This window comes from Methylophilus sp. (genome assembly GCF_008015755.1).
Lineage (GTDB): Bacteria > Pseudomonadota > Gammaproteobacteria > Burkholderiales > Methylophilaceae > Methylophilus.
Window position 1 is genome coordinate 106,537 of sequence record NZ_SSGF01000006.1, and the last position, 24,274, is coordinate 130,810.

Genomic DNA, 24,274 nt, shown 5'->3' on the forward strand with positions numbered 1-24,274 from the left:
TAATGTTGCCTATTTTACAAAGCACCCCACAGCCCAGAATGCTAAAGTGTCTACCATGACAATTAAGGGCTTCATGTGCCCGTAACGATGAAAGGAGTCCACCATGAACGCAGGCGGTATTGATGCACAACGCATCTCGTCCATGCTGGCACAATTGCGTGCAGCCGCGCAAAAACCTGAGGGTTTGGGCAGTGCGGCCATCGCAAGTCCTGTGCAAAAAACCAATGCAGCAGCCCCGACCAGCCAGGTCAGCTTTAGTGATGCCTTAAAAGCCTCGCTGGATCAGGTCAACAATATGCAACTGCAATCAGAAAAGCTGGGGCAGGATTTTGCCATGGGCAATGATAATGTCAGCCTGTCTGATGTGATGATCTCTGGTCAAAAAGCCAACATCGCCTTCCAGGCCACGGTGCAGGTACGCAACAAACTGGTGACGGCTTACCAGGAGATGATGAATATGCAGGTTTAAACCTTGGGCGCGTCCCGGGTTTCGCCCTGCTCCAGCTGATATAACCACGCCAATATTTCAGCAATCGCCTGATACAACTGTGGCGGAATATGGGCATCCAGCTCTACCTGCATCAACAGGCTCAATAAGGCCTGCGATTCATGCACATACACCTCATGTTCTTTTGCCAGCGCAATAATGCGCTCCGCCAGCAAACCGTTGCCTTTGGCCACGACGCGTGGTGCCAAGTCTCCGGCCTCGTAGGCCAGCGCTACCGCGCTTTGTGTATAGGCCTTATCCTGCTGCATATTGCGGCCTGTCTTCTGCGCTATCATCACGGCTAATCTGCAACGACTCCAGCTTTAAGCCCACGGACTGTAAACTCATGGCCAATTGGCTGCGGCCAGACTGCATTTCTTTCAGTGACTGCGTCTCTGTTGGCTCGACGCGGACACTAAAACGACCATTCACCATGGTAATTTTGACCGAGACCTCGCCCAAGCGTGGCAACTGCAAGGTCAGGTCGCTCTGCAAGCTGTTTAACACCGGCGCATCTGCTGAGTGCGCCGAATTTTCCTGCTCATTCACCTGCCATTGCATGGTTTGCCCTGGCCACACTTCACCGTGCCAGACCACGCGCTGCTGCTCCAATACCTGCAACTGTTGCGCCACCATTTCAGGCGGCATAAAAGCAGGTTTATTCTGTGGTTCCTGTAGCAACTGATGCCAGGGGCGGCTGCCTAAGGTCGCTTCTTTCAGGTGTGACTCGTAAAACAAGCCTGAGCTATCCAAAGCATGTTTAAGGTCTTGTGCCAGCACTTGTGGCTTTTGCGGGCTATGGCTAACCACTGTTTGCGCCTGCAAGGCCGTGGTTTGTTGTTGAAACTCAGACGAACTCAACCAGCGCTGTAAGTTTTTTGCCGGTGGGCTTAGTTCAACCAGGCTCGCTTGCCCGGCAGCGGTTTTTGCCAGGGTTTGCAGATGCTCTTCATGCCCAGGCTGCGACATATCGGTTAACAAAGCCGCCTCGCCTAATGGCATTTGACCGGCGCTCGCCTGGCTATGACCAGGCTGCAAGCCCCACTTAACCTGTGGCAGATTGTCTTTACCAGCGGCCGACTGGGCCAAGCCCATAAACTGCATATGCAAGGTTTGTTGTTGCGCCAGATAGGCTGGTAACTGCATCTGCACGGTGGCAGGTGGCTGGTTAGGCAGTTGGATTTGAACTTTGAATTGTGCCAGCTCTGAGGATTTGGCCGCACCTGCTTCTTTTTGCAGAATCAGGCCGGTAAACTGCATGCCGGGTCGCATGCGCTCCCACAACGGCGCTTCTGACTGCGTGCCTTCGACCGGCATGATCGAAGAAACTGCACGCAAGCTCTCTGTTTCACTGGCGATGACACGTGGTGAGAGAACTTGCGGTATCGGTAACATCTATAGGCCGTCCGGTGGGATGCGCGCATGCAATTGCGCATCAAAGATCATATCAGTAATGCGATGCATCACTGGATACAGCAAATTGCGGATTTCGCCATCATCGGCCAGAATCTTCTGTACCAAGGCCTGTTTACGGGCATTGAGCTCAGGGCTTAATGATTCGGATTCCAGGCGCATGGTTTGCTCCAGGCTTTTGACCACTTCGAGTTTGAGCATGTAAGACTGCTCCAGCTCTGTGACCTTTTCCCAGGCATTCTGTCGCGCCGCGATCAGCATTTGCTCCATGAGTTTTGCAGCAGATTCATAAGTATTAACTAATGCTTGTGACATCTTAGGCTCCGGCAGTGGCCAAACGGTTAACTTGCAACTCGTGCGTTTTTTGGGCAACCATCTGCCCCAAAGACATATCCGCTTGCACTGGACGCGCAGTGGCTGATTTTTCCAGTGTTTCCCATGCGCTTTTCAATTCCATTAATAATTGTTGAATTTCTTGCACTTTTTTCACATCCTGACGCACACTGGCTTCCATCAGGCTGCGTGTCATATATTGATAAAGCTGATCCAGGTTCTGGGCGATGTTGCCACCGGAACGCTTGTCCAGGCAGGCACGTAAGCCGCTATCGATGATGGTGACTGCTTGAGTCAGGTATTGTCCTTTTTTGGCAATATCGTGCTGGGCCATCGCTTGCTGGGCATGAATACAAGCTGAAATCGCACCGTCATACAGCATCACGATCAACTTCAAAGGGCTGGCATCTACCACACCGGTTTCCAACCCTACGCTTGCATAAGCATTCACACCTAATTTCTTCATCCCGAACATTTTTTACTCCTGAATTCTGCTTAAAAGCGCATGGTTTAAGATCATTTGCCAGCCGCTCACTGCAGAGATTGACCGCTTCAACTAGTTGTTGGCGCTAATCGCAGCCAGTTGTGAAGTCAGGTTACTGCTTGTGCTCTGCAAGCTACTGAGCAAGGCATCCAGCTTCGCATACTGTGCACGGTAACGTGCTTCAATCGCGGGCAGCTTGGCACTTATATCATCGGCCTTTTTGTTCAAATCTTTAATCGAACTTGAAATACCATCGGTTTTTGTGGTCAATGCACCATCGGTATCCAGCCAGCCGTCTAGCAAGCTGCTGAGCTCGCCTGCCAGGCCTTTGCTAAAGGTCACCGTGCCACGACTGCCAGTGGCCGTGCCAGTGACACTCAATTGCAGCCCATAGCTGCCATTACCGGTCACGCCAGTCAGCACGGAACCCGTGGTATTGGCCGTCACGCCGTTAATCGTCCCAATCGCATTGACGCCATTGCCGCCCAGTTGCGTAATATTCACCGCATAGGTGCCAGAGGCGGTTTCATCCTTGCTACTGATATATGTCACTTGCGGATCAGTAGAGGTCGCCGATGGCGAGAATAACTTGGCCACATCACTCACATTGTTAGTAATGGCTTTTTGTAATTTAGTGCTATCCAGCGATAGCGAACCATCTGACCCCATACTCACGCCGACATCGCTCAGGGTTTTATAGGTAGTGGCGGTGGGCGAAGAAGCCGATAACATCGACTTTAACTTGACCATGATGTTGCGCGCCGTCGAATCTCCGAGCAAGGCACCATTCGCGCTCGACCCCGCCGATACAAACTTGGTCAGGTTGCGCATACTGGTATTCAGCGCGTTATAAGCGTCGACAAAGCTTTGTACCGAGCTTTGGATGGTATCCGTGTCCGTGCCCACACTCAGCGTATTACTGGCCGAGGTCACCGACTTCAGTGTCAAGGTAACACCCTGAATCACATCAGAGACGGTATTACTGGCTTTGCTGATGCTCATGCCATCTACATTGAGCAAAGCATTTTTTGCCGCGGTCATTTGCGTCATATTATTGCTACTGGCTACAGGATCATAGGCGAGCGCAGACAATCCGCCTGTATCGGTGTTGTTGCTATCATCATCGGCCACCGATACTTTGAGGCTATTCACCTCGCCAGTGTCTTTAGAGGTAATCACCAGGCGATTGCCGGTACCATCATTGACAATAGACGCCGACACAGACGCGTTTTTGGCATTGATCGCATCACGGATACCTGACAGCGTATTGTTGCTGCTGGTAATGTCTATGGTGATATCGGTTTTATCCGCATTCGCGGTAAATGAGGCAGGTGCCGTCCCAGCCGTACCGAAAGAAATGGTGAGTTTGCCAGTGCCCACAATATCGGTCGCGCTGCTGTAAGCAGGCGATGCCAATTTTTGTGAGGTCGCCAGTTGCGTGACTGACACACTGTAGTTACCAAGCACCGCGGTGCCGTTGGCGGTGGCGCTGATGCTGGTCGCATCACTCGCAGTCACCGATTGCGCATTAAACTTGGCAGCAGTAGCCAATTTATCAACAGCCGTTTGAAACGTACTTAGCCCGCTCTTGAGCGTGCTATAGGCAGACAGCTTGGTGTTGTAAGACGATACTTTGGTTTTAATATCGGTAATGGGTTGCTGTTCCGCTTGCATCTGTGCCGTGACTAATGAGTCAATCGGCAGCCCGGATGCGCCTGTAGAGGATACAATCGATGCCATTTCTTAATCTCCCAACCGAATTTAAACGCAATATCAGGCGGTCTGTCGTACCACCAGCCCGCGTAATTTATCCAGCGTTTTACTGATGGCTAACACTTCCTCATTGGGAATCTGGCGCAATACTTTTTGTGTTTCGGTATCGACCACTTTCACAATGATGCGTTCGCTATCATCGTCGATAGAAAACTCTATCGTTTGTAACGCTGGTGCTACATAATCATTTAACTTTTTGACAGCACCGGTCAACGCGGCTTTGTCATTCACATCAGCTGTCGCTTTATCAGCAGATGATTCAGCATATTTCACCAGCTTTAAACTACTGGCTGCCTGCACACCCTGTAAACCACCGCCTACACCATTAACAAATGAATCACTCATGATGTTGCTCCTTTACCTAGGCCAAATCCACAGGGTCTAGGCCTGTGGATTTAGCGTTACCGTGTGATGGATTAACCTCTCAGCAATGTCATCACTTGGTTAGGCAACTGGTTCGCTTGAGCCAGCATCGCAGTACCAGCTTGTTGCAGAATCTGTGCACGTGTCATCTTGGCTGTTTCTGAAGCAAAGTCAGCATCAGTGATACGTGACTTAGCAGCAGACATGTTCTCAGAAGCCACACCCAGGTTGCTGACCACTGAAGCAAAACGGTTTTGGTAAGCACCCAATGTCGCACGGCTGGTGTTCACTGTCGTCAGTTGTGCGTCAATCGCTGTAATCGCAGATGATGCAGCAGCAGCTGAAGACAGGGAACCGGACAGAGAAGCTGCTGACACAGATGACACGCTAATCGTATCGCCACTGTCTGCACCGATCTGGAAGTTATAACCAGCACCGAATGCAGCTTGACCGTTAAACTTGGTTGCAGTACCCAAACGTGTCAGTTCTGATTTCAGTTGTGAAAATTCTGTATCCAGGTTTGCACGGTCACCAGAGCTGTAAGAACCGTTAGCTGCTTGTACAGCCAGTTCACGCATACGTTGTAAGGCATCAGTTGCGCTGCTCAAACCACCTTCTGCAGTTTGCAGGAAAGAGATCGCGTCGTTGGCGTTACGTGTTGCAACATCCATGCCGCGAACTTGTGAGTCCATACGGGTTGCAATCGCCATACCAGCCGCATCGTCTTTAGCGCTGTTGATACGCAGACCAGAAGACAAGCGTTGAATAGAAGTATTCAGGCTGCCTTGTGAAGCGTTTAAGTTACGTTGTGCATTCAAGGATGCCAAGTTGGTGTTGATTACTGAAGCCATGTTAAATCTCCTTTAGAGTCGTATATCCAGTTAAGTGTCAAATCGTCATATTACTTTCAACGTTGATCGCTATTTACCACTTAATGTTTGCTATCTAGCGTTGTTAGTTGTGTTATCGACCGCTTCTGAAATTTCTTTAATCCTTGTTGCAAATTTCTTTTTTCGATCAATCATGCACTTGAAACTATTTACGACCCCTTGCTGCAAATCTTTAGCCTTTTATCAAAAACGACACAAAATTGTTTATATCAATCTATTTTACAAAAGGAGGCGCTGTCACCATTAACCGAGCTAAACAGAGATTCAGTCTTAATTCCGCTTTTAAAGCTTCCCCTTTAAAACCGTGCATCCTAGCCAGCATGTCACACAAGATATAAGGCCAGTTTTCGGCGTTTATCTACAAATCATTCCCAGGCATAGCCAACGATAATCAGGCTATCCATTTCGCATACCTTATATAAGGTATCCAAAAAGACTAAAGGAGTTTTGCATGGCATCAGTTTATGTAGGGATGACGGTAGACATCTTGCACCATGGCCATATCAATATTATTGAGCAGGCCAGAAAGTATGGCGACGTTACCATCGGCCTGTTATCAGACGCCGCGGTGGCAGACCATAAACGTCTGCCTTACCTGACTTATGAACAGCGCAAACAGATCGTCAGCAATATTCGCGGCGTGGTGAACGTGGTGCCGCAGGAAGAATGGGACTACGCGCCTAACCTGCTCAAATACAAACCCGACATCATGGTGCATGGCGACGACTGGCTGGAAGGCCCATTGGTGCCCTACCGTGACCGTGCGCGTGCCGCCCTGGCTGAATATGGCGGCCATTTAATTGAGATTCCTTATACACGCGGCGTGTCTTCTAATGAAATGCTGGGCCAAATCCAGGCGCTGGGCACCACGCCGGATATTCGCCGCCGCACCCTGAAAAGATTACTCACGGTCAAACCGATTTCGCGCTTTATTGAAGCGCACAACCCGATCTCTGCCCTGATTGCCGAACACGCCACCGCACAGCGCAATGGCAAAACCTGCCAGTTTGACGGCTTCTGGTCGAGCTCTTTGACTGACTCTACCGCCCGCGGCAAGCCGGATATTGAAGCGGTCGAAATCAACAGCCGTTTGTCGAATATTAATGACATTTTTGATGTCACCACCAAACCTTTAATTATGGATGCTGACACCGGTGGCAAACTGGAGCACTTTGAACTCAATGTGCGCAGCATGGAACGCCTGGGCATTTCCGCCACCATTATTGAAGACAAGATTGGTTTAAAAAAGAATTCTTTATTTGGCAATGAAGTGCCACAGTTACAGGACGAGATTGAGCCGTTTTGCGAAAAAATCATGGCAGGTCGTGCTGCGCGTGTCAGCGATGACTTTATGGTCATTGCCCGTATCGAGAGCCTGATTCTCGATAAAGGTATGGCAGATGCGGTGAAGCGCGCACAAGCCTATGTCGGTGCAGGCGTAGATGGCGTCATGATACACAGTCGCCAAAAGTCACCTGATGAAGTATTTGAGTTTGCCAAAATCTTTAAATCAGAGTTTCCGACCACGCCATTGGTGTGCGTCCCAACCAGTTACAACATGGTGACAGAAGAAGAATTGGCTTTACGTGGATTCAACCTGGTGATTTATGCCAACCACATGATGCGCGCAGCTTATCCGGCCATGCAAAATGCGGCGATAGAAATCCTTAAAAATGGCAGGACCGCAGAAATCGAATCCAACCTGATGTCGATTAACGATGTGCTGGAACTGATTCCAGGCACCAAATAACCGTCACCACATAAGCGGAGCATCATGATGATACCAGCCGAGGCATTTTTAAGCGCATTACAAACCGAGCAGGTGCAGTTTTTTGCCGGTGTGCCAGACTCACTGCTCAAAGAGTTGTGCGCCTGCTTTTCAGACACGCTGGCGACAGGTCAGCATGTGATTGCTGCCAACGAAGGCGGCGCAATTGGCCTGGCGATTGGTCATTACCTGGCCACGCATCAGCCTGCGCTGGTCTATATGCAAAACTCCGGCCTGGGCAATGTGATCAACCCGATTGTGTCACTGGCAGATCCACAGGTGTATGGCATTCCGATGTTGCTGGTGGTTGGCTGGCGCGGTGAACTCAATGCGCAAGGTGAACAAATCCATGATGAACCGCAGCACGTAAAACAGGGCCAGATTACCTTGTCACAACTTGATGTGCTGGGCTTACCTTATCAAGTGATGGCCGAGGACATAGCCACGGCGCATGCGCAAATCAACACCTTATTGCAGCAAGCGATGACTCGCCAAGGTCCGGTCGCATTGGTGGTGCGCAAGCAAAGTTTTGCGCCGTATAAATCGGTGAAAACAAGCACGGCCCCCGCCTCAACCCTGGCAGATAAATTACCCGTGCTGCACAGCCGTGAACAGATGATTGAACAAATTGTGTCTGCCTTGCCAGAAGAGGCTGCCGTGGTAGCGACCACCGGCATGGCCTCACGTGAACTATTTGAACTGCGCAAAGCGCAACAGGCCGGACACGGCCGTGACTTTCTCACCGTTGGCGGCATGGGCCATGCCTCGCAAATTGCCTGTGGCATTGCGCTGGCACAACCAGAGCGACAAGTGGTGTGTATTGATGGCGATGGCGCCCTGCTCATGCATATGGGCAGCCTCACCATCAGTGCCCAGCAGGCGAACTTGCTGCACATTGTGCTGAACAATGGCGCGCATGACTCCGTGGGTGGTCAACCCACAGTAGCTGCACAATTGACACTGGCTGAGATTGCCAGTGCCGCAGGCTACGGGCAGGTCTACAGCGTGTCTGGCACAGAATCATTAAACACTGCCTTGCAACAAGCCCTGGTCAGTGGCAAAAGCAGTTTTATTGAAGTGCTATGCCGTAAAGGGGCGCGGGCTGACCTGGGTCGCCCGACGCGCACCCCGGCCCAAAACAAACAAGATTTCATGCAGTTTTTAACCGAGGTGGAATATGCCTGAAGCATCGTCTAGCATACACGCCCATGTGGCCACACAAAACCAGCACAAAGTGCTGTTCACAGCCGGGCCTGCGAGCTTGCTCGAAGAAAACCTGCTTGGATTGCGCCCTTGTTTTGGCCGTGGTGATGTAGATTACAATCAGGTAGAAGATGCGGTATTAAGCGCGCTCAAAACCATGACAGGGCACACACAGATTGCGCGCCTGCAAGGCTCAGCCAGCCTGGCGCTGGAAATCGCCAGTCTGAACTTTTTACACGGCAAGGTACTGGTCATCGACAGTGGGTATTACGCCCAGCGATTAGCCAGCTTTGCGCAACTGGCGCAACGCACGGCAGGTGAAGTGTCACTGGTCACCGTCTGCGACTGGCAGCAATTGACCAATGTCAGCGGTAAATATGACTGGGTCGTCGCCTGCTACACCGAAACCAGCGCCGGTTTATTACTGCCCATAGAGGATTTACGCGCCCTGGCAGACCGTGTCGGCGCGCAGCTGATGCTGGATGCCACCGCCTCTATCGGCCTCGAAGCCGATCACAATCTGGCTGATGTGATTGCCTACAGCTCCTGCAAAGGCCTGTTTGGTCTCACCGGTGCCTCATTTATTGCGTTTAACCAGTTACCCAAACACGAGGTCGACTCGTTTTACCTTAACCTGGCCACACATCTCGAACGCCGCATGACTGGCCCTTATCATGCCATCGCCTCTTTATATGAAGTGTTGCCCAAGCATACCGATTTGCGCGAAGCCGTGTTTATCAACAAGGCGCAGATGCTGAAGAAAATTGCCGCTTACACCACCCACCCTGTGCATTATCAACCAGTGCTATGCACCTGGGTCGATGCCAAGGTCAGCAGCCAGGATGCGCGCGCCGTGCTTTACCAGCCACGCGGCATCAGCCGTGGCAGCGTGGTGTGCCATTTAGGCGAAGCACACCTGGGTAGTACCGCACGCGGCGCCATCCTCGATTTACTGGAGTTACAGCCATGATGCAGCCAGCAAAACGCATTATGGTCGATATGTCAGCCACGCTGATCCACCACGGCCACGTGCGCCTGTTAAAAGCCGCCAAACAACTAGGCCATGTGGTGGTGGCCTTAACCACCGACGAAGAAATCCGCGCCAAGAAAGGCTACGAGCCCGAGCTGGATTATGCTGCCCGTGCCGAGGTGTTACTGGCCATGCGCGATGTCGACGAAGTCGTGCCTAGCCCCTGGCTGCTCGATGAAGCCTTTTTGCAACAACACAAGATAGACCTGCTGGTGCATGGCCACGACAACAGTAATCCGATTGCAGCCGACAAGCTATATATTTTGCCACGCACCGAAGGCATCAGCAGCACCTTGTTGCGTGCCCGCGTGCTCAAAGCCGTCAGTCAAAAAATGGAAGCAAACACATGAGTAACCTCTGGCAACAGATTTGGGAAAAACGTACGCTGCAACCGCAACACGCCATCACGCTGGATACCTTGATTGCGCTCGATGGCTTTGACAGCGGCGCAGGCAAAATCAACCTGGCAGACTGGCAGGAATATACCCGCCGTATCAGTGACAAACTGGGACTTAAGTCTGGCGACTCAGTGTTTGAAGTCGGTTGCGGTGCTGGGGCGTTTTTATACGCCTTGCGCCAGCAACACAGCCTGACGGTGGGTGGCCTCGATTATGCCGCCGGACTCATAGAAGCCGCCCAGCAAGCCATGCCGGATGGTGACTTCCAGGCGCAATCTGCGCAAACCATGGCCACCGAGCCGCAATATGATTTTGTGATCGCCAACAGCGTGTTTCATTATTTTGATGAAGCCATGGCAGCCCAGGTGTTCCAGGCTATGTGGCAAAAAGCCAGAGTTGGCGTCGCCATTCTCGATATTCCGCATGCCGCGACGCGCGACGCCTGCGAGCACGCCCGCCGCGATGCGCTGAGCATTGCCGAATATGAAGAAAAATACCGTGGCTTGCACCACACCTATTACACGCCTGAGTGGTTTAGCCAGCAATTGCCAACCAAACCACAGCAGGTATTTGAAAGCTGCGTGCCAAATTACGCACAAAGCCAATACCGTTTCAGTGTTATTTTTACTAAACGCTTGCATGGATAAGCCATCATGACGACTACCCCACACCAACCCGTGTTTACTTTCTTTTATACCGACAACTGCGAGCGCCAGGCCTTAGCGCCGGTGGCCGATGAGATCGCCAGCAGAGGCTATGTGATTCAATGGAGCACCAACTCCAAGCAATATGCTGAGGTCGGAGTGTATTGTGAGCACGCGTGCAAACCGAATGCCGGATTTTCCGTCATCCTGCTACATGACCTGGCGCAGCGCCATGATATCTGGCCACACTTCTGGCATCACGAACCATGGTCGGCGTTTGATATCGGCGTGGTGCCTGGCCCAGCCTGGGTTGAGCGCTGGCAGACACAAGCCAATTTTAAGCAGGCACAGCCCAAATTAGGCATGTTTGACCTCGGTTGGCCCAAAGCCGACCTGGTCTACCGCAACCAGGACACCTTTAAACAGGAGGCGCAAAAACTGCGTGAACAACTGGGCCTGAAATATGAGCACTCCATCCTCTATGCGCCCTCCTGGGAGAACCATGGCAAGCAGGATGAGTTTGTACAGGCCCTGAAAGACTTACCAGTCAACTTGCTGTTAAAACAAGCGCCCTGGTCAGACAAATATCGCTGGGTGCTGAATAATATTGACGAGATGGACGCCCTGCATCGCAATTACGCCGACAACGTGTATGTCGTCGATCGCGAAATCAGCATCATGTATTGCTTAGGCCTGGCCGATGTCATGGTCTCGGATGAGTCCAGTGTGCTGACAGAAGCCTTGCTGCTGGATGTGCCTGGCATTGCCGTCACCGACTGGTTGATTCCAGACACTAATCCACCACGTCCGGCCAGTGTGCCCTACGACTATGTAATTAAAACCGTGAAAGCCGACTTGCGCCGCACGGTTGAAGACGTGTTGCAAAACGCCGCCGTCTATCAACAACAGATCACAGAAAACAAACAACATCAGTTTGCCAACCTAGGCCAAAGTGCAACCTTGATTGCCGATAACATTCTCGCTGCCCTCGCTGGCGCAACAGAATTGCCGACACCAGCGATCAAATCCCAGGTAGAGATTGACCGCAACACGTATCACTATGCAGAAAAACTGGCCGCCGAAGGTGATTTGAAATTGTCGACGCAAGTCATGCTGGAGTTGATTAAAAAAGAAAGCTGCTGCTGGGAGCCCTACAATGACCTGGGCACCTTGTTGGTCAGCCAGGGCCAATTTGAAGATGCTGAGCTGTTGCTTGAAAAAGCCGTGCTGCTGGCACAAGAAAATGCCACGATCCCCCTCAGCAACCTGACTGAGGTGTATTGCCTGCAAGAAAAAGCCGACAAAGCCTTGCTGACCCTGGCCAAACTCAGTCAATACACACCTAACCCGGTTGGTTCTATTCCGCATATCCGCCGTTGCATGGAAACCATGTTTTAAGGCCATTCAATCGTTTTAAATCGCCATACAGCAGCTACACAATCCGGCCACAGCAATGTCGCCGGATTTTTTGTTGACTGTGCGATTTCAACAGGCAACAAAAAAGCATGCACATCACTGTGCATGCTTGTTGAATCACCGCTGCTGCTTATGTAAACAATTGACGTACCGGCAACTCGGCACGCGTAAACTCAGCGGTGAGGCCATTCACCACATGCTCTGGTGAACCCTGTGTCATGTTCTGCAAACGGTTAAACACGCTAATCAAGGCCTGCAATTGATCATCACGATAATGGTAGCCATTGGCCTCCAGCACCGCCAGCGTCAAGCTGCCAAGGTTGGTTGGCGTGCTGGCATGCGGTTTACCGCAACTACGCACGCGATGCAAAGTGAGGAACAAACCACGCAAGGCAACAAACGCCACTGGCAGCGGGATTGCAAAGTCCCATTCCAGGTCAAAGAAATGGCCTTGGCCGTTTTTGTCCATGACAAAGTTGGTCGGGGTGGCGTCAAAATACTGCGAAGGCAACAAGGCCGAATAGCCTGCAAATTCCGGCAAGGTTTTGCCGCCGGTCAGCGCAGCCGCTTCCAGGCCTTGCAACCATGGCGCAGCCCACGCTGCTAAATCTTCTACACGCCAACCTGGGCGGTTCATCAACTGGGTCAGTTTGTCCATCCACAACTGACCGCCATGGTAAGGCGCATGCTCCCAATCGGCTTGCAGCAATTGCGCCGTTTCGCCGGTATTGCGCGTACGGGTGGCCAGGCCTTGTGCATCATGCACAAACTGGGTTTCTTTGCTAAACACGGCCTGGCGCTGGCAGCCATAATGTGCTGCCAAGACGTCCGGATGCAATTTTCCAGACTGACGTTGCGGATAAGCGACAAACATAAAGGAGTTAGCCACATCTTCTACCAGGTTATTGCGTGCAATCACCTGCCAGGCATTTTCTAATGAGAAGGTCGGGTGACGTGGCGATTGTCTGTCATGCACCACTGAACCAGCGGCTAAGGCACCGACATCCCAACCTGCGGCACGGTGAGCCTGGTTAAAGCCCTCAGGATAAATCACGCTGACTGGGGTTTTGTAATCAGGCAATGGTACGTAAAGCTCTGTCGTTTCAAAACCGGCGCTGCGAATCAAGGCATCCAGCTCTACTCGGCCAAACGTGATCGGGCTGGTTGTGCTGTAAGAATCATTAATGCCATACATGGCCTGCCCCATGTGGTCTTCAGGCGCGCCGCAGAAATACTTGAGGCCGAGCTGGTTTTCAATCGCCACAATCAGCATGCCATCTTCTTTAAGGAAAGACTTGGCTGTTTGCAGCAAAAAGCGCAAAGGATCAGCTTCTTTGACATAGACCTGCGCATATTCAAGCACGCCAATCAGCGTCACCACATCAAACTTTTCGTCAGTTTCAAACGCCTGGATGAGGTCAGAATAAATGGTCACATTATTTAGGTCTGCACAACGCTGGCCAATCACGCGTGCACGGTTTGGGCTGCCTTCCAGCGCGACCACTTCGCCCCCCAACTCACCGAGGAAACGCGTAATTGCACCACAACCTGCCCCTAGTTCGAGCACTTTACCGTTAGCAATTTTGTCAGCAAACGGGCGCAGCAAATTGGCACGCTGTGAAGTGAGGTGATAGTAGCTAGGCCAGTCTGTGGCTTTGGCCGCCAACTCACTTGAAAACACGCTCTTGTCACGAGACTGGCGGATCATGTCATACAGGCGCTGTTCGGCATTGCCTACATCCTGGTAGCCAAATGCTTCGTTTTGCGCACGCTGGTAAAAATTGTCTTCCGCACGGTAAATATACGGACCTTTACGCACAGCATCCGCTGCTGGCTGGCTGTACTGCTGTTGCAGTGCATCGGCATCGGCCGCAGCCAGGCCATTCTGGCGGGCAAATGTGATGACATCCAGCACCTCATTTTTTGGCGCGGTCAGTGACAACACCTCAATATAGGCTTGCCAATAGGCCGGTTGTTTTGGAGCCAGGATCACCGCTTGCTCCAGCAATGGCAATACCTCTTCTGCCTTGCCTGCTTGCTGTGCCAGCAAGCCCAATTGGTAATAAGTCGGCGCATGTTTGTCATCAATGCGCAAAATTTCCTGATAAAAGTGCATCGCCTGGGCCAAGTCGCCTTTTTCCTGCATCTGCAGTGCCTGCTGAAACACTTCAGTAATCGAGTCTTGCAGTGCGCTAGCTTGTGGGTTTAGTGTTGTATTCATGGGGATACCTTTATCAGAGGGTTCAGTCGCGCCCAGCGCAACAGAAGGTTCTTTCAGCGTTAAAGAGGGAATAGCAAAACTGCTCGCAGCCTGCCCCTGGCACCAGCGCTGCCACATCTGGCGCATGGCCTGTGACAGGGACTGTGCCAATGGCGCAGGCTGTGCCAGCGGAGACTGCGTAAAAAGGGTGCGCATCGTGGCGCGTAAATCAGCCAATGCCTGCAGATCAGACAACACCTGCGCGGCCTGTTGTACATAGTGCGTTGGGCTTGCGGCAATATAGTCATTCAAGCCCAGATGCTGCATCAAGGCCATGGCACCACGGCTAGCCAGGCGATCACCTGCCACACACAGCGTAGGCACGCCCATCCATAAAGCATGCGCGGTCGTGGTCACGCCGTTAGACGGAAAGGTGTCCAGGCAAATATCCACCTGATGATATTGCTGCAAATAACGCAGCATACCGGTGCGGGCATAAAACGATAAACGGTCTGCCGTGATGCCTGCCTCAGCAAACCATTGCTGCACATGCGCACAAGCGCCCGCCTCTGCCATGCCGCCCAACACCATGCGACTGCCAGCGTAGGCTTGCATCACGGCAGTCCATTGCTGCACCGTGGCCTGGGTAATTTTGTTGGGGCGGTTAAAGCAGCCAAAAGTGATATAGCCATTGCTGAGTGCAGGCAAAATATTCACATCCGGCGCTTGCGGATGCGGCACAAATGGCGCATTCACAGGCAACTGCACCAGTTGCTCGGTAAACTGCTGGTCAAACTGCCCGGCAGGCAACAATGCACTGTCTGCCAGGTAATAATCGATTGACGTCAGGCCTGTGGTATTCAAATAGCCCAACCAACTGGCCTGCACCGGTGCCGGTTTTCTGGCGAAGGTTAGCAAACGGTTGCCGGCAGTATGGCCGGACAAATCCATCAGAATATCGATCTGGTCTTGTCGGATAGTCTCAGCCAGCGCATCATCAGACAGATTTGAAACCACGCGCCATTGTTTGAAATACTGACGCATCTCGGCCGTGACTTCGTCTTCCAGGGTGTAATTGGCATAGGCAAACAGTTGTAATGTGTTGTCCTGCGCCAATCCAGGCAATACAGGCAACAGAAAATGCGCCACTGAATGCGCACGCAAATCGGCAGAGACAAACCCTACGCGTAGTGGCCGCTGTGCCTCACGCGTATTGCTATGCGGCCGCCAATCGGCTTTTAACGGTGCCTCATAGAGTGCGGCATAAGCCGTATGCGCTTGTAACAAGGCTTCGTTATCCACATGCGCGGCATGCGTCATGCAAAACAGCAAGTTGCTAAAGCAATCGGCATACTGCGGCTGCAAGCGCAGCGCCTGTTTGAATTGCTTGATGGCTTCATCGACCTCGCCCAAATCTTTGAGCACACTGCCCAGATTGTTATACGCCGCGGCGTAGTCTGGTTTCAGGTGTATGGCCTGGGCAAAGGCGTCTGCAGCCGCATTGAGATCATTTTGCGCCTTGAGCACTAGCCCGTAGTAGCAATGCTCTTCAGCGCTGTGCTTATTCAGCGCCAGTGCATTGCTGGCCGCGGTTCGTGCATCTTTTTTCTGGATCATCAACACGTCTGACAGCATTTTCCAGCCACTGAGCCAGGCCGGATATTGCTGCAATAGCGTGTGCAATTCACCTTCCATCTCGTCATATTGCTGTTGTTCGAACAAGCCAAGCAATGCGTGCTGGACTTGATCTGACGGCTGTACATTAGTCGTTTGCACTGGCAACTGCCAGTCTTGCATCAGCGCTTGTAACGCCTGGGTATGCTGGCCGCTGTTAACGGCTTGCGCCACTACTTGCTCCAGCTCAGCTGTTGCATCGCTGTGTTTGAGTGCCGACAGATAGCTGCTTAATAACTGCCACTGACTTGGGGCCAGCGCATACGCCTGTGCCAGCAAATGCAAGGCCTCTGTTGGCTGTTGGTTGTGCCAATAAATCAAGCCCAGATTATGTGTGGCGAGGGCGTGATGAGCATCTACTGCCAGAATTTCTTGGTAAAGCTGTGTGGCCGTGGCAAAGTCACCCTGCTGCTGCGCACTTGAGGCCAGGTCAAAGACCTCGGCCATAGCGGCCTGCATCGCTGGAGACGTAGTCTGTGCGACTGGCGTTGCCTCCCATTTTTGGTGGTAACTCACATAGGTTTCGCGCCAACGGGCACTGCCAAACGCGCCGCCACTCTGGTGTGTCATACGCACTGGCCACACGCCTAGTTTCAACCCGGCACGTGTCGCCGTGCGACAAAAATCCAAGTCATAAAAATGAAACTCAAACTGCTGGTCAAAACGGACACCGCTTTGTAATAAGGTCTGCTTGTGCGCGGCCAAAAATACGCCATCCATGAGCTGGCATTCGCCAGACACGTCGCCATAACTGGAGGCTGGCCCAAACGCATGCTGACCATGGCTGACCGCGCCGCGCAAATATTTGGCATCATCCCAGGTGAATTGCAAATCGACAAAGCACCAACCAGGCTGACCTGCCTGCACTCTTGCATTGCCCGCAATGCCAATCACATCATAGTGGTCCAGGCCGCGCTGTATAGTGTGGACAAAGGTGTTTTCGTCCAGCCAGACATCATCGTGGATGAGTACCAGCAAAGCCTGGTCTGGCGCGGCGGAAATCGCTTCGTTAAACACTTGCGACAAACCACGTGTATTTTCATAAGCCACCACTGGCATCAAACGCTTATCCTGCTGCATATGGCGCTGGAGTGAGCGGCCAAGGGCAGATTCACCCCAGAAAGCTTGTTCTGTCATGCGCGTCGCGCTGACGATCCACACGGGCTGCTCACCGCTAAAAGCGTCCTGTACTGGCGACTCAGCCAGTAATTGTTGTGCTGTCAGCTGCGGCAGGGCCTGTTGCCATAACTTGAACAATAATTGCTCAAAGTCCTGGGCAAACTGGTCTGCATTCATCAAGGGCGAAGCTAAAACTTGCTGGCGCAGTTGTGCGCGCAAGGTTGCCAATGCAGCTAAATCACTGGTCAAGGCAATGGCTTTGCGCACGTAATCCTCACGACTGTTGGCTACCCAGTCATGCAGGCCTGCGCAATGCATCAAGCTTGCGCCTTGGCGGGCGATTAATGTTTCGCCCAGCAACGTCAGTGTAGGCACGCCCATCCACAAAGCTTCACAGGTTGTGGTGCCGCCAGTAAACGGGAAGGTATCCAGAATCACATCAATCTGGTGATGGTTACGCAGGTATTCATCTCTGGGCACCATGCCATGCAAAGTGCAACGCTCAGGGGAAATGCCATATTGCTGCAATCTGGCGAGCGCTTCTGCGCGTACCAAGCCATCATTAAAGGCTTTGGTTTGCCAGAACAGTTTGGCCGTTGGCAAGGCTTGCATTACCTCGCCCCAGCAAGACAATACGTCATCGCTGACCTTGCTGTAGTTTTGAAAACAACCAAAGTTGATGGCGCCGTTAGTCAGTGCAGGCAAGTCATTGACAGCAATCTCAAACGGCGGCGCGGTAAAGCACATGCGCGTATGAGGCAGGTGCACTACTTGCTCGGTGAATTGGATCGCGACCTGCGCATCGATACTGATGGGGTCGGCGATCACATAATCCATCACCGGCAAGCCAGTGGTTCCCCAATAGCCCAACCAGGTTGCCTGCACGGGCGCAGGTTTATGGGCAAAAATAGGCAAACGTGTACCGCCGGACAAGCCTGATAAATCGAGCAGGATGTGAATCCCATCTTCACGAATCTGTTTAGCGGCTTGTGCATCGGTCAACCCGGCCAATGAGCGCCACTGGTTGCAGAGGTCTTTCAGCTCATGTGAAAACGCATCTTCGCGGCCGTCAGTAGAGTAACCATAAATTTCTAGGCGGCTGGCATCAAACGCCTGCAACCATTGATGCAGAAAATAGCCCACCGGGTGTTTACGCAAGTCTGCAGACACCAGGCCAATACGGAGTCGCTGCTCTTGTGCATGCACATGCCAGCTGTCATATGGCGTCACTTCCTGCATCATGGCAGCACCCAGTCTGTGCGCGTAATCTAGGCTCTCATGCAGCGGCAAGCTATTGCTATAACTGTTGGCAAATAACAGGTTTCTGAGCGCCATCATATGGGTGGGCGCGATCTGCAAGGCTTGTTTCAGGGTCGCAATCGCCGTGTCAATCTGCCCCATGTCCAAATACACATTAGCCAGGTTGATATAGCCCGGCATGAACTCAGGCTTGATGCGCAAGGCTTTTTCCAGGCAGGCTATCGCCTCGGTATAGCGGCCTAACATACGCAAGCTGATGCCGTAATTGCTCAAAATACTTTCTGACTCAGGCAGTTGCGTCAATGCTTTTTCGCAATAGACACAGGCTTTGTCATAAGCGTTTCTGGCATTCTCAATCAAGCCAAGATTAGCCTGCACATACGGGTTCTCAGGATCCAGCGCCAGTGCTTTCTGGCAATAATTTTCAGCCTCGCCGTATAACTGCTGGTTCAACATCTCGGTAGCCAGGTTATTCAGTGTCTCCGCACTCACCTCTTGCACCTGCATGATCTGGTCAATATAAGCCTGATACTCGCGGGTACGGTGGGTCACACGGTAAAGTTTGGCCAGATTTTTGAGCAGAGACACCTCAGTTGGGTTTAACGCCATACCTGCCAGCAGCCACTGCTCAGCTTCTTCTACATCGCCATGCTTAAGGTATAAGGCACCGAGGTAGCTATAGGCCTCCACATAGTCTTTTTGCAACGCAATCGTTTGCTGATAGGCGGCAATCGCTTCTGTCGTATTGCCCAGTTGGTCCAGCGCAAGCGCCATATTGAAAAAGATCACGGCATTGTCAGGCTCAATTGCCACCGCTTCGCGATAATACTGAATCGCCTCCAGCGGTTTTTCGGCCTCATGTAACAAGGTCGCCAGTTCAAAATTGACACGGCCATCTTGCTGGTGGATATTCAAGCCGCGGCGCAGTAACTTTTCTGCCTCTTTTAACTGACCCGTTTGCTTAAGCACACTGGCCCAGTTGGCATAGGCCTGGCTAAACACCGGGTTGAGTTTGAGCGTTTGCCGATAATATTTAATCGCCTGCGGGCTGTCTTGCAATTGCGCATAGACATTGCCCAGGTTATACAACACCTCGGCATCTTTTTTTAAACGCTTGCTCGCTTGCAAAAAGGCATCGGCAGCCGGTGCCAATGCCCCTTGTTGTTGATACAGGCTGCCTAACAACTTCCAGGCCAGGCCTTCTTCAGGAAACTCACGGGTAATCTTTTGCGCCAGGGTTAAGCATTGCGCCCAATCGCCCTGCTTCCAGGCTTGGGTCAGCGCTTGCATCCAATCGCTGCAATCCTGTGCGTTCACAGCAGTGGACTGCGCATGGCCTGACGAAAGTTTCATAAGAGAGTATTCCAAAAATTTTCTCTTATTATTCAAAACTCTCAGGCATTTGCATCGCTTAAAAAAAGCGGCAAACACCAGCTATCTTCGCTGTTCACTTAAAACACACCACACATGCATTGGCTACCAGCCCGCATCAGGCCTAGGGTTGCAGAGTAATCAAGCTTTTTTGCGGCTACGGTCTCATCAAAAAACTTATTCAAGAATCACAAAAAACCGCCGTAAAGCTGCCCCTAATAAAAAACCTCCGAGACTATCGGAGGTTTTTTATTAGGCAACGCACTCTTGCGGCAGCGGAATATCCGGCTCCCAGCGCACCAAAGTATATAAATCACATTGTAAATAAACACATAGCTTATTTAAATGATCAGTGCTCGCATTATAGGATTGATCTTTTAACATACGATGCAAAGTCATGCGGCTAATGCCGCAAGCATCTGCAATCTCGGTAATCGTAATGGTTCTGCCCCACTCCAATTGTTTTTTAAGAATAACGGTCTTTAACTCTACGTAAATCACACTACATCCTGACTTCAATGGTAACGCCTGTTCGATAACACTTTTCTCAACGCTATTTAAGCCGCACCGGCTTGCAAGCCATGATAGACATCAAGCAGAGTTGAAAGATTCTGGCTAACGAACATGAAACAACATTATACAATTTTATATAGTGTTTAATATCAGTGAAATGACGCAGAAGGCGAATCTTTTGCCTAAAGCGGTACGAGAATGCAAGGATATGCAAAGTCTTTGCTGGATTGTATTAACCACCTCACCGGACTATTGGCAAATTAAAACAATCTAGATAATAATCAATCAATTATAAAAAAATGATGTTTCATTGGGGGTATACCATGGGATTACTGAGTAGCTACTTGTATTTTTTTGCTGGCACCAAGGCAACAGTCGCGACTGACCATGCCTTGTTACAAAAATGCTACGACGAAGGCTTGCATGCATCGACCGCAGGCTTGACTCACACTGACAACCCTTATGCAGAGGGCAGTGCTGAAGCCCAGGCCTGGAGCCGTGGTTTCTGGGTGTGGTGACATTGATTAACGAAAAATTGATTAGATAAAATTGTCATTCCCCACCAGTTTCTGTCGAAAACAAAATGCTGTGCATAGTATCGGCTACGCGATTCATATTACTTGATAATGCACCCCTACAGAGGGTTTAAGAATCGCGTAGCCGGCTTGAGAGTCGCATAATTACGCTGGGTGCTGGCTCGCTCTACGTTTGGCGACCAGGCCCATCAAGCCTAAGCCCAACATCATTAAGGCGTAGGCATCTGGCTCGGGCACCGGCGTTTGAATCAAGGCCGCCGAGATATCGGGGCTGAATTTAAAATAGCCGCCAGCAGGCGCGCCCATGGCGAGCAACTGTGTTTCTAGTGATATCCAGGCATAGGAGGTGGTTGCCATGTTGACGTTGGCACCACCATACGCTTGTGCGCTGACATACATATCAACGGTGTAGACCGTATTCTGGCGCATACTGAACGTAAAAGGAGGCAACTGCAGTGAACTATCGCCGCAATGGCCGCCAGAGGTGATGCAGTTGCTAAAGTTATTGCTTTTCCCGTTACCGGAAACACTCAAAAAAGAAGTGGCCGTCGACACCAAATCGCTGACACCGCCCACGCCATATCCGCCTACGCTCGCACGATTAGAGGTATTGACCGTCACATCAAAATTTGTGAATACACCAGGGTTTACGTACTCCACGTTGTATAGGAGCCTGGCATAGACACTGCCGCCACTCCCGCCATTGGTATCCGTCATGCTGGCGAACACGGTCGGTTTATCGCCCAAGGTCACGCTGGTTTGCCCATCGGTAGTCGACGTACTCTTGGTTAATGTCCCAGCCTGATGACTGGCGGTCTGGTTCACAATATTAATCACCTGCGTGATCACGGGCTCTGGCAGCGGCGCGGCCTGCGCATTCGCCGCAGATAGCAGCGTGACGGCAACTGTGCTGCATAAGGTAACAGTGGATAATTTAAGCATGGTGGGTTCCTTTAGTCGTATGAATGCGTGGTCTTGAGGCGCTGGCAAATACGGTTAACAGGCCGAGTCCGGCGAGCCACAGGGCATTGGTTTGCGGCTCAGGGACGGCATTCAGCGTCACTTGATAATTATCCAAGCCGCTAAACGATCTGGCTGCCAAACAACCACTGGCATTGCTGCAAATCGAACTAAAGCCAAACATATAGCCAAAGTTAAGCACGCCCGCCCCGGCGCCAAAGCCAGGGGATACTTGTCCATCTAGGGTTACCCATTGAGTACTGGCATCAAAGTGCCAATACTCTGTTGTCCAGTCACCCACCGTCACTGGCCTGCTGGCGTCATCCACCACATATAACTGACCGCCTTGCAAAATAACTGGGCGATAGTAGCCTGCGACGTCAAGAGTGGCACTGAAGCCACGCAAGTCCATCTGAAAATCAATGGTCTGCAGCGGTCCCTGACTGGCCGTATCGTAGCTAAACACGGTGTTCATAATGGCGGTGCGCAGCCGGGTATTCACCGGCGCACTGGAAGCAGGGAGCGTGTATTCGACCAACCAATATTGATCAGGGTGACCACCGATGCTAATCAAGGTGAATATCGCACTGCTGCCGTCTTCAACGACGTTGATCCTTTGCCAGTCATACAGCGAAAAATCACCCGCCACAAAATCGGCAGCAAACGTTGAACCACTAATCAACAACAAAGACAAGCCGCTATATTTGAGTGTTTTTAGCCACCTCAGGCTATGTTTAAATCGTGTCGACATCGCTAGCTCCCTTGTTAATAAATACAAATTCAGATTGTATTCACTTGATTTTCTACAACAACCCCAGCAATATGGGGATACCATATAAATACCAATAAAATTCCATGAAAAAAACGATGACCCCTCCTCAAACGGCTGGCATCCACACACACCATACCCCGCAGCAAATGGCACACATACGTGAGATTGTGAAAGGACTACCAGTCGAGTTTCGCAGCCTGGCCACGGCAATCGGCATGTTCGCCACCAGCGGCCTCGATTCGCATTACGTGATGCGCACCCTGCCCAAGCTGTTGCGTCAGTTAGTGCCTATCGATCTGGCGGGATATTTTTGGGCAAATACGGCAGGCGAGATGGTAGATGCCTATGTTGAAACGCCCCATTTTTTAAGGGCAGAGGTGGTGCTTTCGTGTTTGAAGTTTCAGCAGGAGGCTGCAGGCAACTGGCCCAGCTTTCAAGAAAATGTGCTGGCAGGGCCAGGTGTCGGGTATTTACAACGTTACCAAAACGAGCACTTTTATCAGTCAGCGCATTACCAACTGGTCTATGCGCCGATTCATATTCAACACATCATCGATGTCGTTGTGCATGACGGCCACAAACCCTATGGGGCTTTTTTACTCATGCGCACGGATCAGCACCCGCCTTTTAATCCGCTAGAAATACAATTTTTACGTGCGATTGCAGACTTAATGGTCTACGCACACGCCTTGCCTGCCGCGCACTCCGTTCAAGCCACGCGCAGCTACGACGCCGGCATACTGATGTTATCCGACCAGCAAGACATTGCATTTTGTAATTTGCATGCGCATCAAATCTTATGGATGCTTTCACGCGATCCGGCCATTCCCATGCAACTGGATCATGACGACAGCTTGCCAACGTTAGTACTCAACCATTGCCGCAATGGCATCGCCCAAGCGCGATTACACGGCAGCTATCAGGAACACTATAGCAATCATTGGGGGGAATTTGTCTTGTGCTACGAAGCGAGTGCTAATCAAACACATGTGGCTGTCACCATGAGCCAAATTCAGCCCTACCCTTGCTACCTGGCGCAGAAAATCATACATGAACACCTGACCCCAATGCGGCTGATGGTGGCCTGGTTACTCACAGAAGGCTATGCTCGCAAAGAGATCGCCAGAACGCTAGAAATCACCACCGACACCGTCGCGGAATATATCAAATCCATTTTTGATCATTTTAATATCAGCTCAACAAGCCAGTTAATACGCAAGTTATCGCAATAAAAGCACTTGGTGCAGGCAGGATATGTTATTAGGGGTAATGTGTTGGCAGTATATAAGGCGCTTCACACAATGCAGAGTGCTTGTAGCGTAATAGACTGAAAGTAAACACTGCTTTGAACAGATAGAGGCACAAAAAGCGTACAAACCATTAGTTAAATGGATTTACAGAACGCTATACAAATAATTTGAATTTTAAATTGGTGCCCGGAGCCGGAATCGAACCGGCACAGCCGTTAAGCCGAGGGATTTTAAGTCCCTTGTGTCTACCAGTTTCACCATCCGGGCGGTAGGTCTGCAAGCTTTGTATTCTAACACCCTGTTCTACTTTGCGTAGTTTACAGTAGGTGTGCTTGAGAGAGATTTGGAGCGGGAAACGAGTCTCGAACTCGCGACCTCAACCTTGGCAAGGTTGCGCTCTACCAACTGAGCTATTCC

20 protein-coding genes and 1 tRNA gene are annotated in these 24,274 nt (G+C 51.3%); 9 read left to right on the plus strand and 12 right to left on the minus strand.

The features are described from left to right. Positions 1-103: 103 nt before the first annotated feature. Positions 104-469 carry a flagellar hook-basal body complex protein FliE gene (gene fliE / locus E6Q52_RS02380; RefSeq protein ID WP_292817956.1) on the plus strand — a complete coding sequence of 122 codons (366 nt, stop codon included), beginning with the start codon at positions 104-106 and terminating at the stop codon, positions 467-469. On the opposite strand, the gene E6Q52_RS02385 is transcribed toward fliE, so the two are convergent. The 7 genes from E6Q52_RS02385 to E6Q52_RS02415 form a co-directional block, all read right to left on the minus strand. After that, the gene (locus tag E6Q52_RS02385; RefSeq protein WP_292817958.1) at positions 466-756 is read right to left on the minus strand and encodes an EscU/YscU/HrcU family type III secretion system export apparatus switch protein; all 291 of its coding nucleotides are present in this window, start codon (positions 754-756) and stop codon (positions 466-468) included. The two genes, fliE and E6Q52_RS02385, sit on opposite strands and share 4 nt — an antisense overlap. After that, positions 743-1,882 (minus strand): flagellar hook-length control protein FliK, encoded by a 1,140-nt coding sequence (locus E6Q52_RS02390; RefSeq protein ID WP_292817960.1) that lies wholly within the window; start codon positions 1,880-1,882, stop codon positions 743-745. Before E6Q52_RS02390 ends, E6Q52_RS02385 begins: the two co-directional genes overlap by 14 nt. Then, positions 1,883-2,215: a flagellar protein FliT gene (locus E6Q52_RS02395; RefSeq protein ID WP_292817962.1), complete on the minus strand. Its 333-nt coding sequence runs from the start codon at positions 2,213-2,215 to the stop codon at positions 1,883-1,885. A 1-nt stretch (position 2,216) separates the two neighbouring features. Then, positions 2,217-2,708, minus strand: coding sequence for a flagellar export chaperone FliS (gene fliS / locus E6Q52_RS02400; RefSeq protein WP_292817964.1), 492 nt, complete (start codon positions 2,706-2,708; stop codon positions 2,217-2,219). A gap of 81 nt (positions 2,709-2,789) precedes the next feature. Then, entirely contained in the window at positions 2,790-4,457 is a 1,668-nt protein-coding gene (gene fliD, locus E6Q52_RS02405) for a flagellar filament capping protein FliD (protein ID WP_292817966.1), read from the minus strand. 33 nt (positions 4,458-4,490) lie between these two features. Continuing rightward, the gene (locus E6Q52_RS02410) at positions 4,491-4,835 is read right to left on the minus strand and encodes a flagellar protein FlaG (protein WP_292817968.1); all 345 of its coding nucleotides are present in this window, start codon (positions 4,833-4,835) and stop codon (positions 4,491-4,493) included. 71 nt (positions 4,836-4,906) lie between these two features. After that, positions 4,907-5,704, minus strand: coding sequence for a flagellin (locus E6Q52_RS02415; protein ID WP_292817970.1), 798 nt, complete (start codon positions 5,702-5,704; stop codon positions 4,907-4,909). A gap of 490 nt (positions 5,705-6,194) precedes the next feature. On the opposite strand from E6Q52_RS02415, the gene aepX reads away from it, so the two are divergent. The 6 genes from aepX to E6Q52_RS02445 are packed head-to-tail and all read left to right on the plus strand — an operon-like array spanning position 6,195 to position 12,184. Continuing rightward, on the plus strand, positions 6,195-7,493 hold the full coding sequence (gene aepX / locus E6Q52_RS02420; protein ID WP_292817972.1) for a phosphoenolpyruvate mutase: 1,299 nt from the start codon (positions 6,195-6,197) through the stop codon (positions 7,491-7,493). 24 nt (positions 7,494-7,517) lie between these two features. Next, on the plus strand, positions 7,518-8,696 hold the full coding sequence (gene aepY / locus E6Q52_RS02425) for a phosphonopyruvate decarboxylase (protein ID WP_292817974.1): 1,179 nt from the start codon (positions 7,518-7,520) through the stop codon (positions 8,694-8,696). Beyond that, a complete protein-coding gene (locus E6Q52_RS02430; protein WP_292817975.1) occupies positions 8,689-9,684 on the plus strand; it encodes an aminotransferase class V-fold PLP-dependent enzyme in 996 nt (331 codons plus the stop codon). The genes aepY and E6Q52_RS02430 overlap by 8 nt, the downstream gene beginning before the upstream one ends. After that, on the plus strand, positions 9,681-10,094 hold the full coding sequence (locus tag E6Q52_RS02435) for an adenylyltransferase/cytidyltransferase family protein (protein WP_292817977.1): 414 nt from the start codon (positions 9,681-9,683) through the stop codon (positions 10,092-10,094). The genes E6Q52_RS02430 and E6Q52_RS02435 overlap by 4 nt, the downstream gene beginning before the upstream one ends. Continuing rightward, positions 10,091-10,789: a trans-aconitate 2-methyltransferase gene (locus E6Q52_RS02440; RefSeq protein WP_292817979.1), complete on the plus strand. Its 699-nt coding sequence runs from the start codon at positions 10,091-10,093 to the stop codon at positions 10,787-10,789. Before E6Q52_RS02435 ends, E6Q52_RS02440 begins: the two co-directional genes overlap by 4 nt. Positions 10,790-10,795: 6 nt before the next feature. Next, on the plus strand, positions 10,796-12,184 hold the full coding sequence (locus tag E6Q52_RS02445) for a CDP-glycerol glycerophosphotransferase family protein (RefSeq protein ID WP_292817981.1): 1,389 nt from the start codon (positions 10,796-10,798) through the stop codon (positions 12,182-12,184). Positions 12,185-12,332: 148 nt separating this feature from the next. Here E6Q52_RS02445 and E6Q52_RS02450 read toward each other — a convergent pair whose 3' ends face one another. Together E6Q52_RS02450 and E6Q52_RS02455 are read right to left on the minus strand one after the other, a co-directional pair. Then, positions 12,333-19,808, minus strand: a complete 7,476-nt coding sequence (locus E6Q52_RS02450; protein WP_292817983.1) for a tetratricopeptide repeat protein — start codon at positions 19,806-19,808, stop codon at positions 12,333-12,335. A gap of 270 nt (positions 19,809-20,078) precedes the next feature. Beyond that, on the minus strand, positions 20,079-20,327 hold the full coding sequence (locus E6Q52_RS02455) for a helix-turn-helix transcriptional regulator (protein WP_292817985.1): 249 nt from the start codon (positions 20,325-20,327) through the stop codon (positions 20,079-20,081). 335 nt (positions 20,328-20,662) lie between these two features. On the opposite strand from E6Q52_RS02455, the gene E6Q52_RS02460 reads away from it, so the two are divergent. After that, positions 20,663-20,857, plus strand: coding sequence for a hypothetical protein (locus tag E6Q52_RS02460; RefSeq protein WP_292817987.1), 195 nt, complete (start codon positions 20,663-20,665; stop codon positions 20,855-20,857). A 162-nt stretch (positions 20,858-21,019) separates the two neighbouring features. Here E6Q52_RS02460 and E6Q52_RS02465 read toward each other — a convergent pair whose 3' ends face one another. Both E6Q52_RS02465 and E6Q52_RS02470 read right to left on the minus strand, forming a co-directional pair. Further along, positions 21,020-21,817 (minus strand): PEP-CTERM sorting domain-containing protein, encoded by a 798-nt coding sequence (locus E6Q52_RS02465; protein ID WP_292817989.1) that lies wholly within the window; start codon positions 21,815-21,817, stop codon positions 21,020-21,022. Next, positions 21,810-22,586 (minus strand): PEP-CTERM sorting domain-containing protein, encoded by a 777-nt coding sequence (locus E6Q52_RS02470; protein ID WP_292817990.1) that lies wholly within the window; start codon positions 22,584-22,586, stop codon positions 21,810-21,812. Before E6Q52_RS02470 ends, E6Q52_RS02465 begins: the two co-directional genes overlap by 8 nt. A gap of 116 nt (positions 22,587-22,702) precedes the next feature. Between E6Q52_RS02470 and E6Q52_RS02475 the strand changes: the two genes are divergently transcribed. Next, positions 22,703-23,839, plus strand: a complete 1,137-nt coding sequence (locus E6Q52_RS02475) for a LuxR C-terminal-related transcriptional regulator (protein WP_292817993.1) — start codon at positions 22,703-22,705, stop codon at positions 23,837-23,839. 198 nt (positions 23,840-24,037) lie between these two features. Here the strand turns inward: E6Q52_RS02475 and E6Q52_RS02480 are convergent. Beyond that, a tRNA-Leu gene (locus tag E6Q52_RS02480) sits at positions 24,038-24,124 on the minus strand. Between the last annotated feature and the right edge of the window lie 150 nt (positions 24,125-24,274).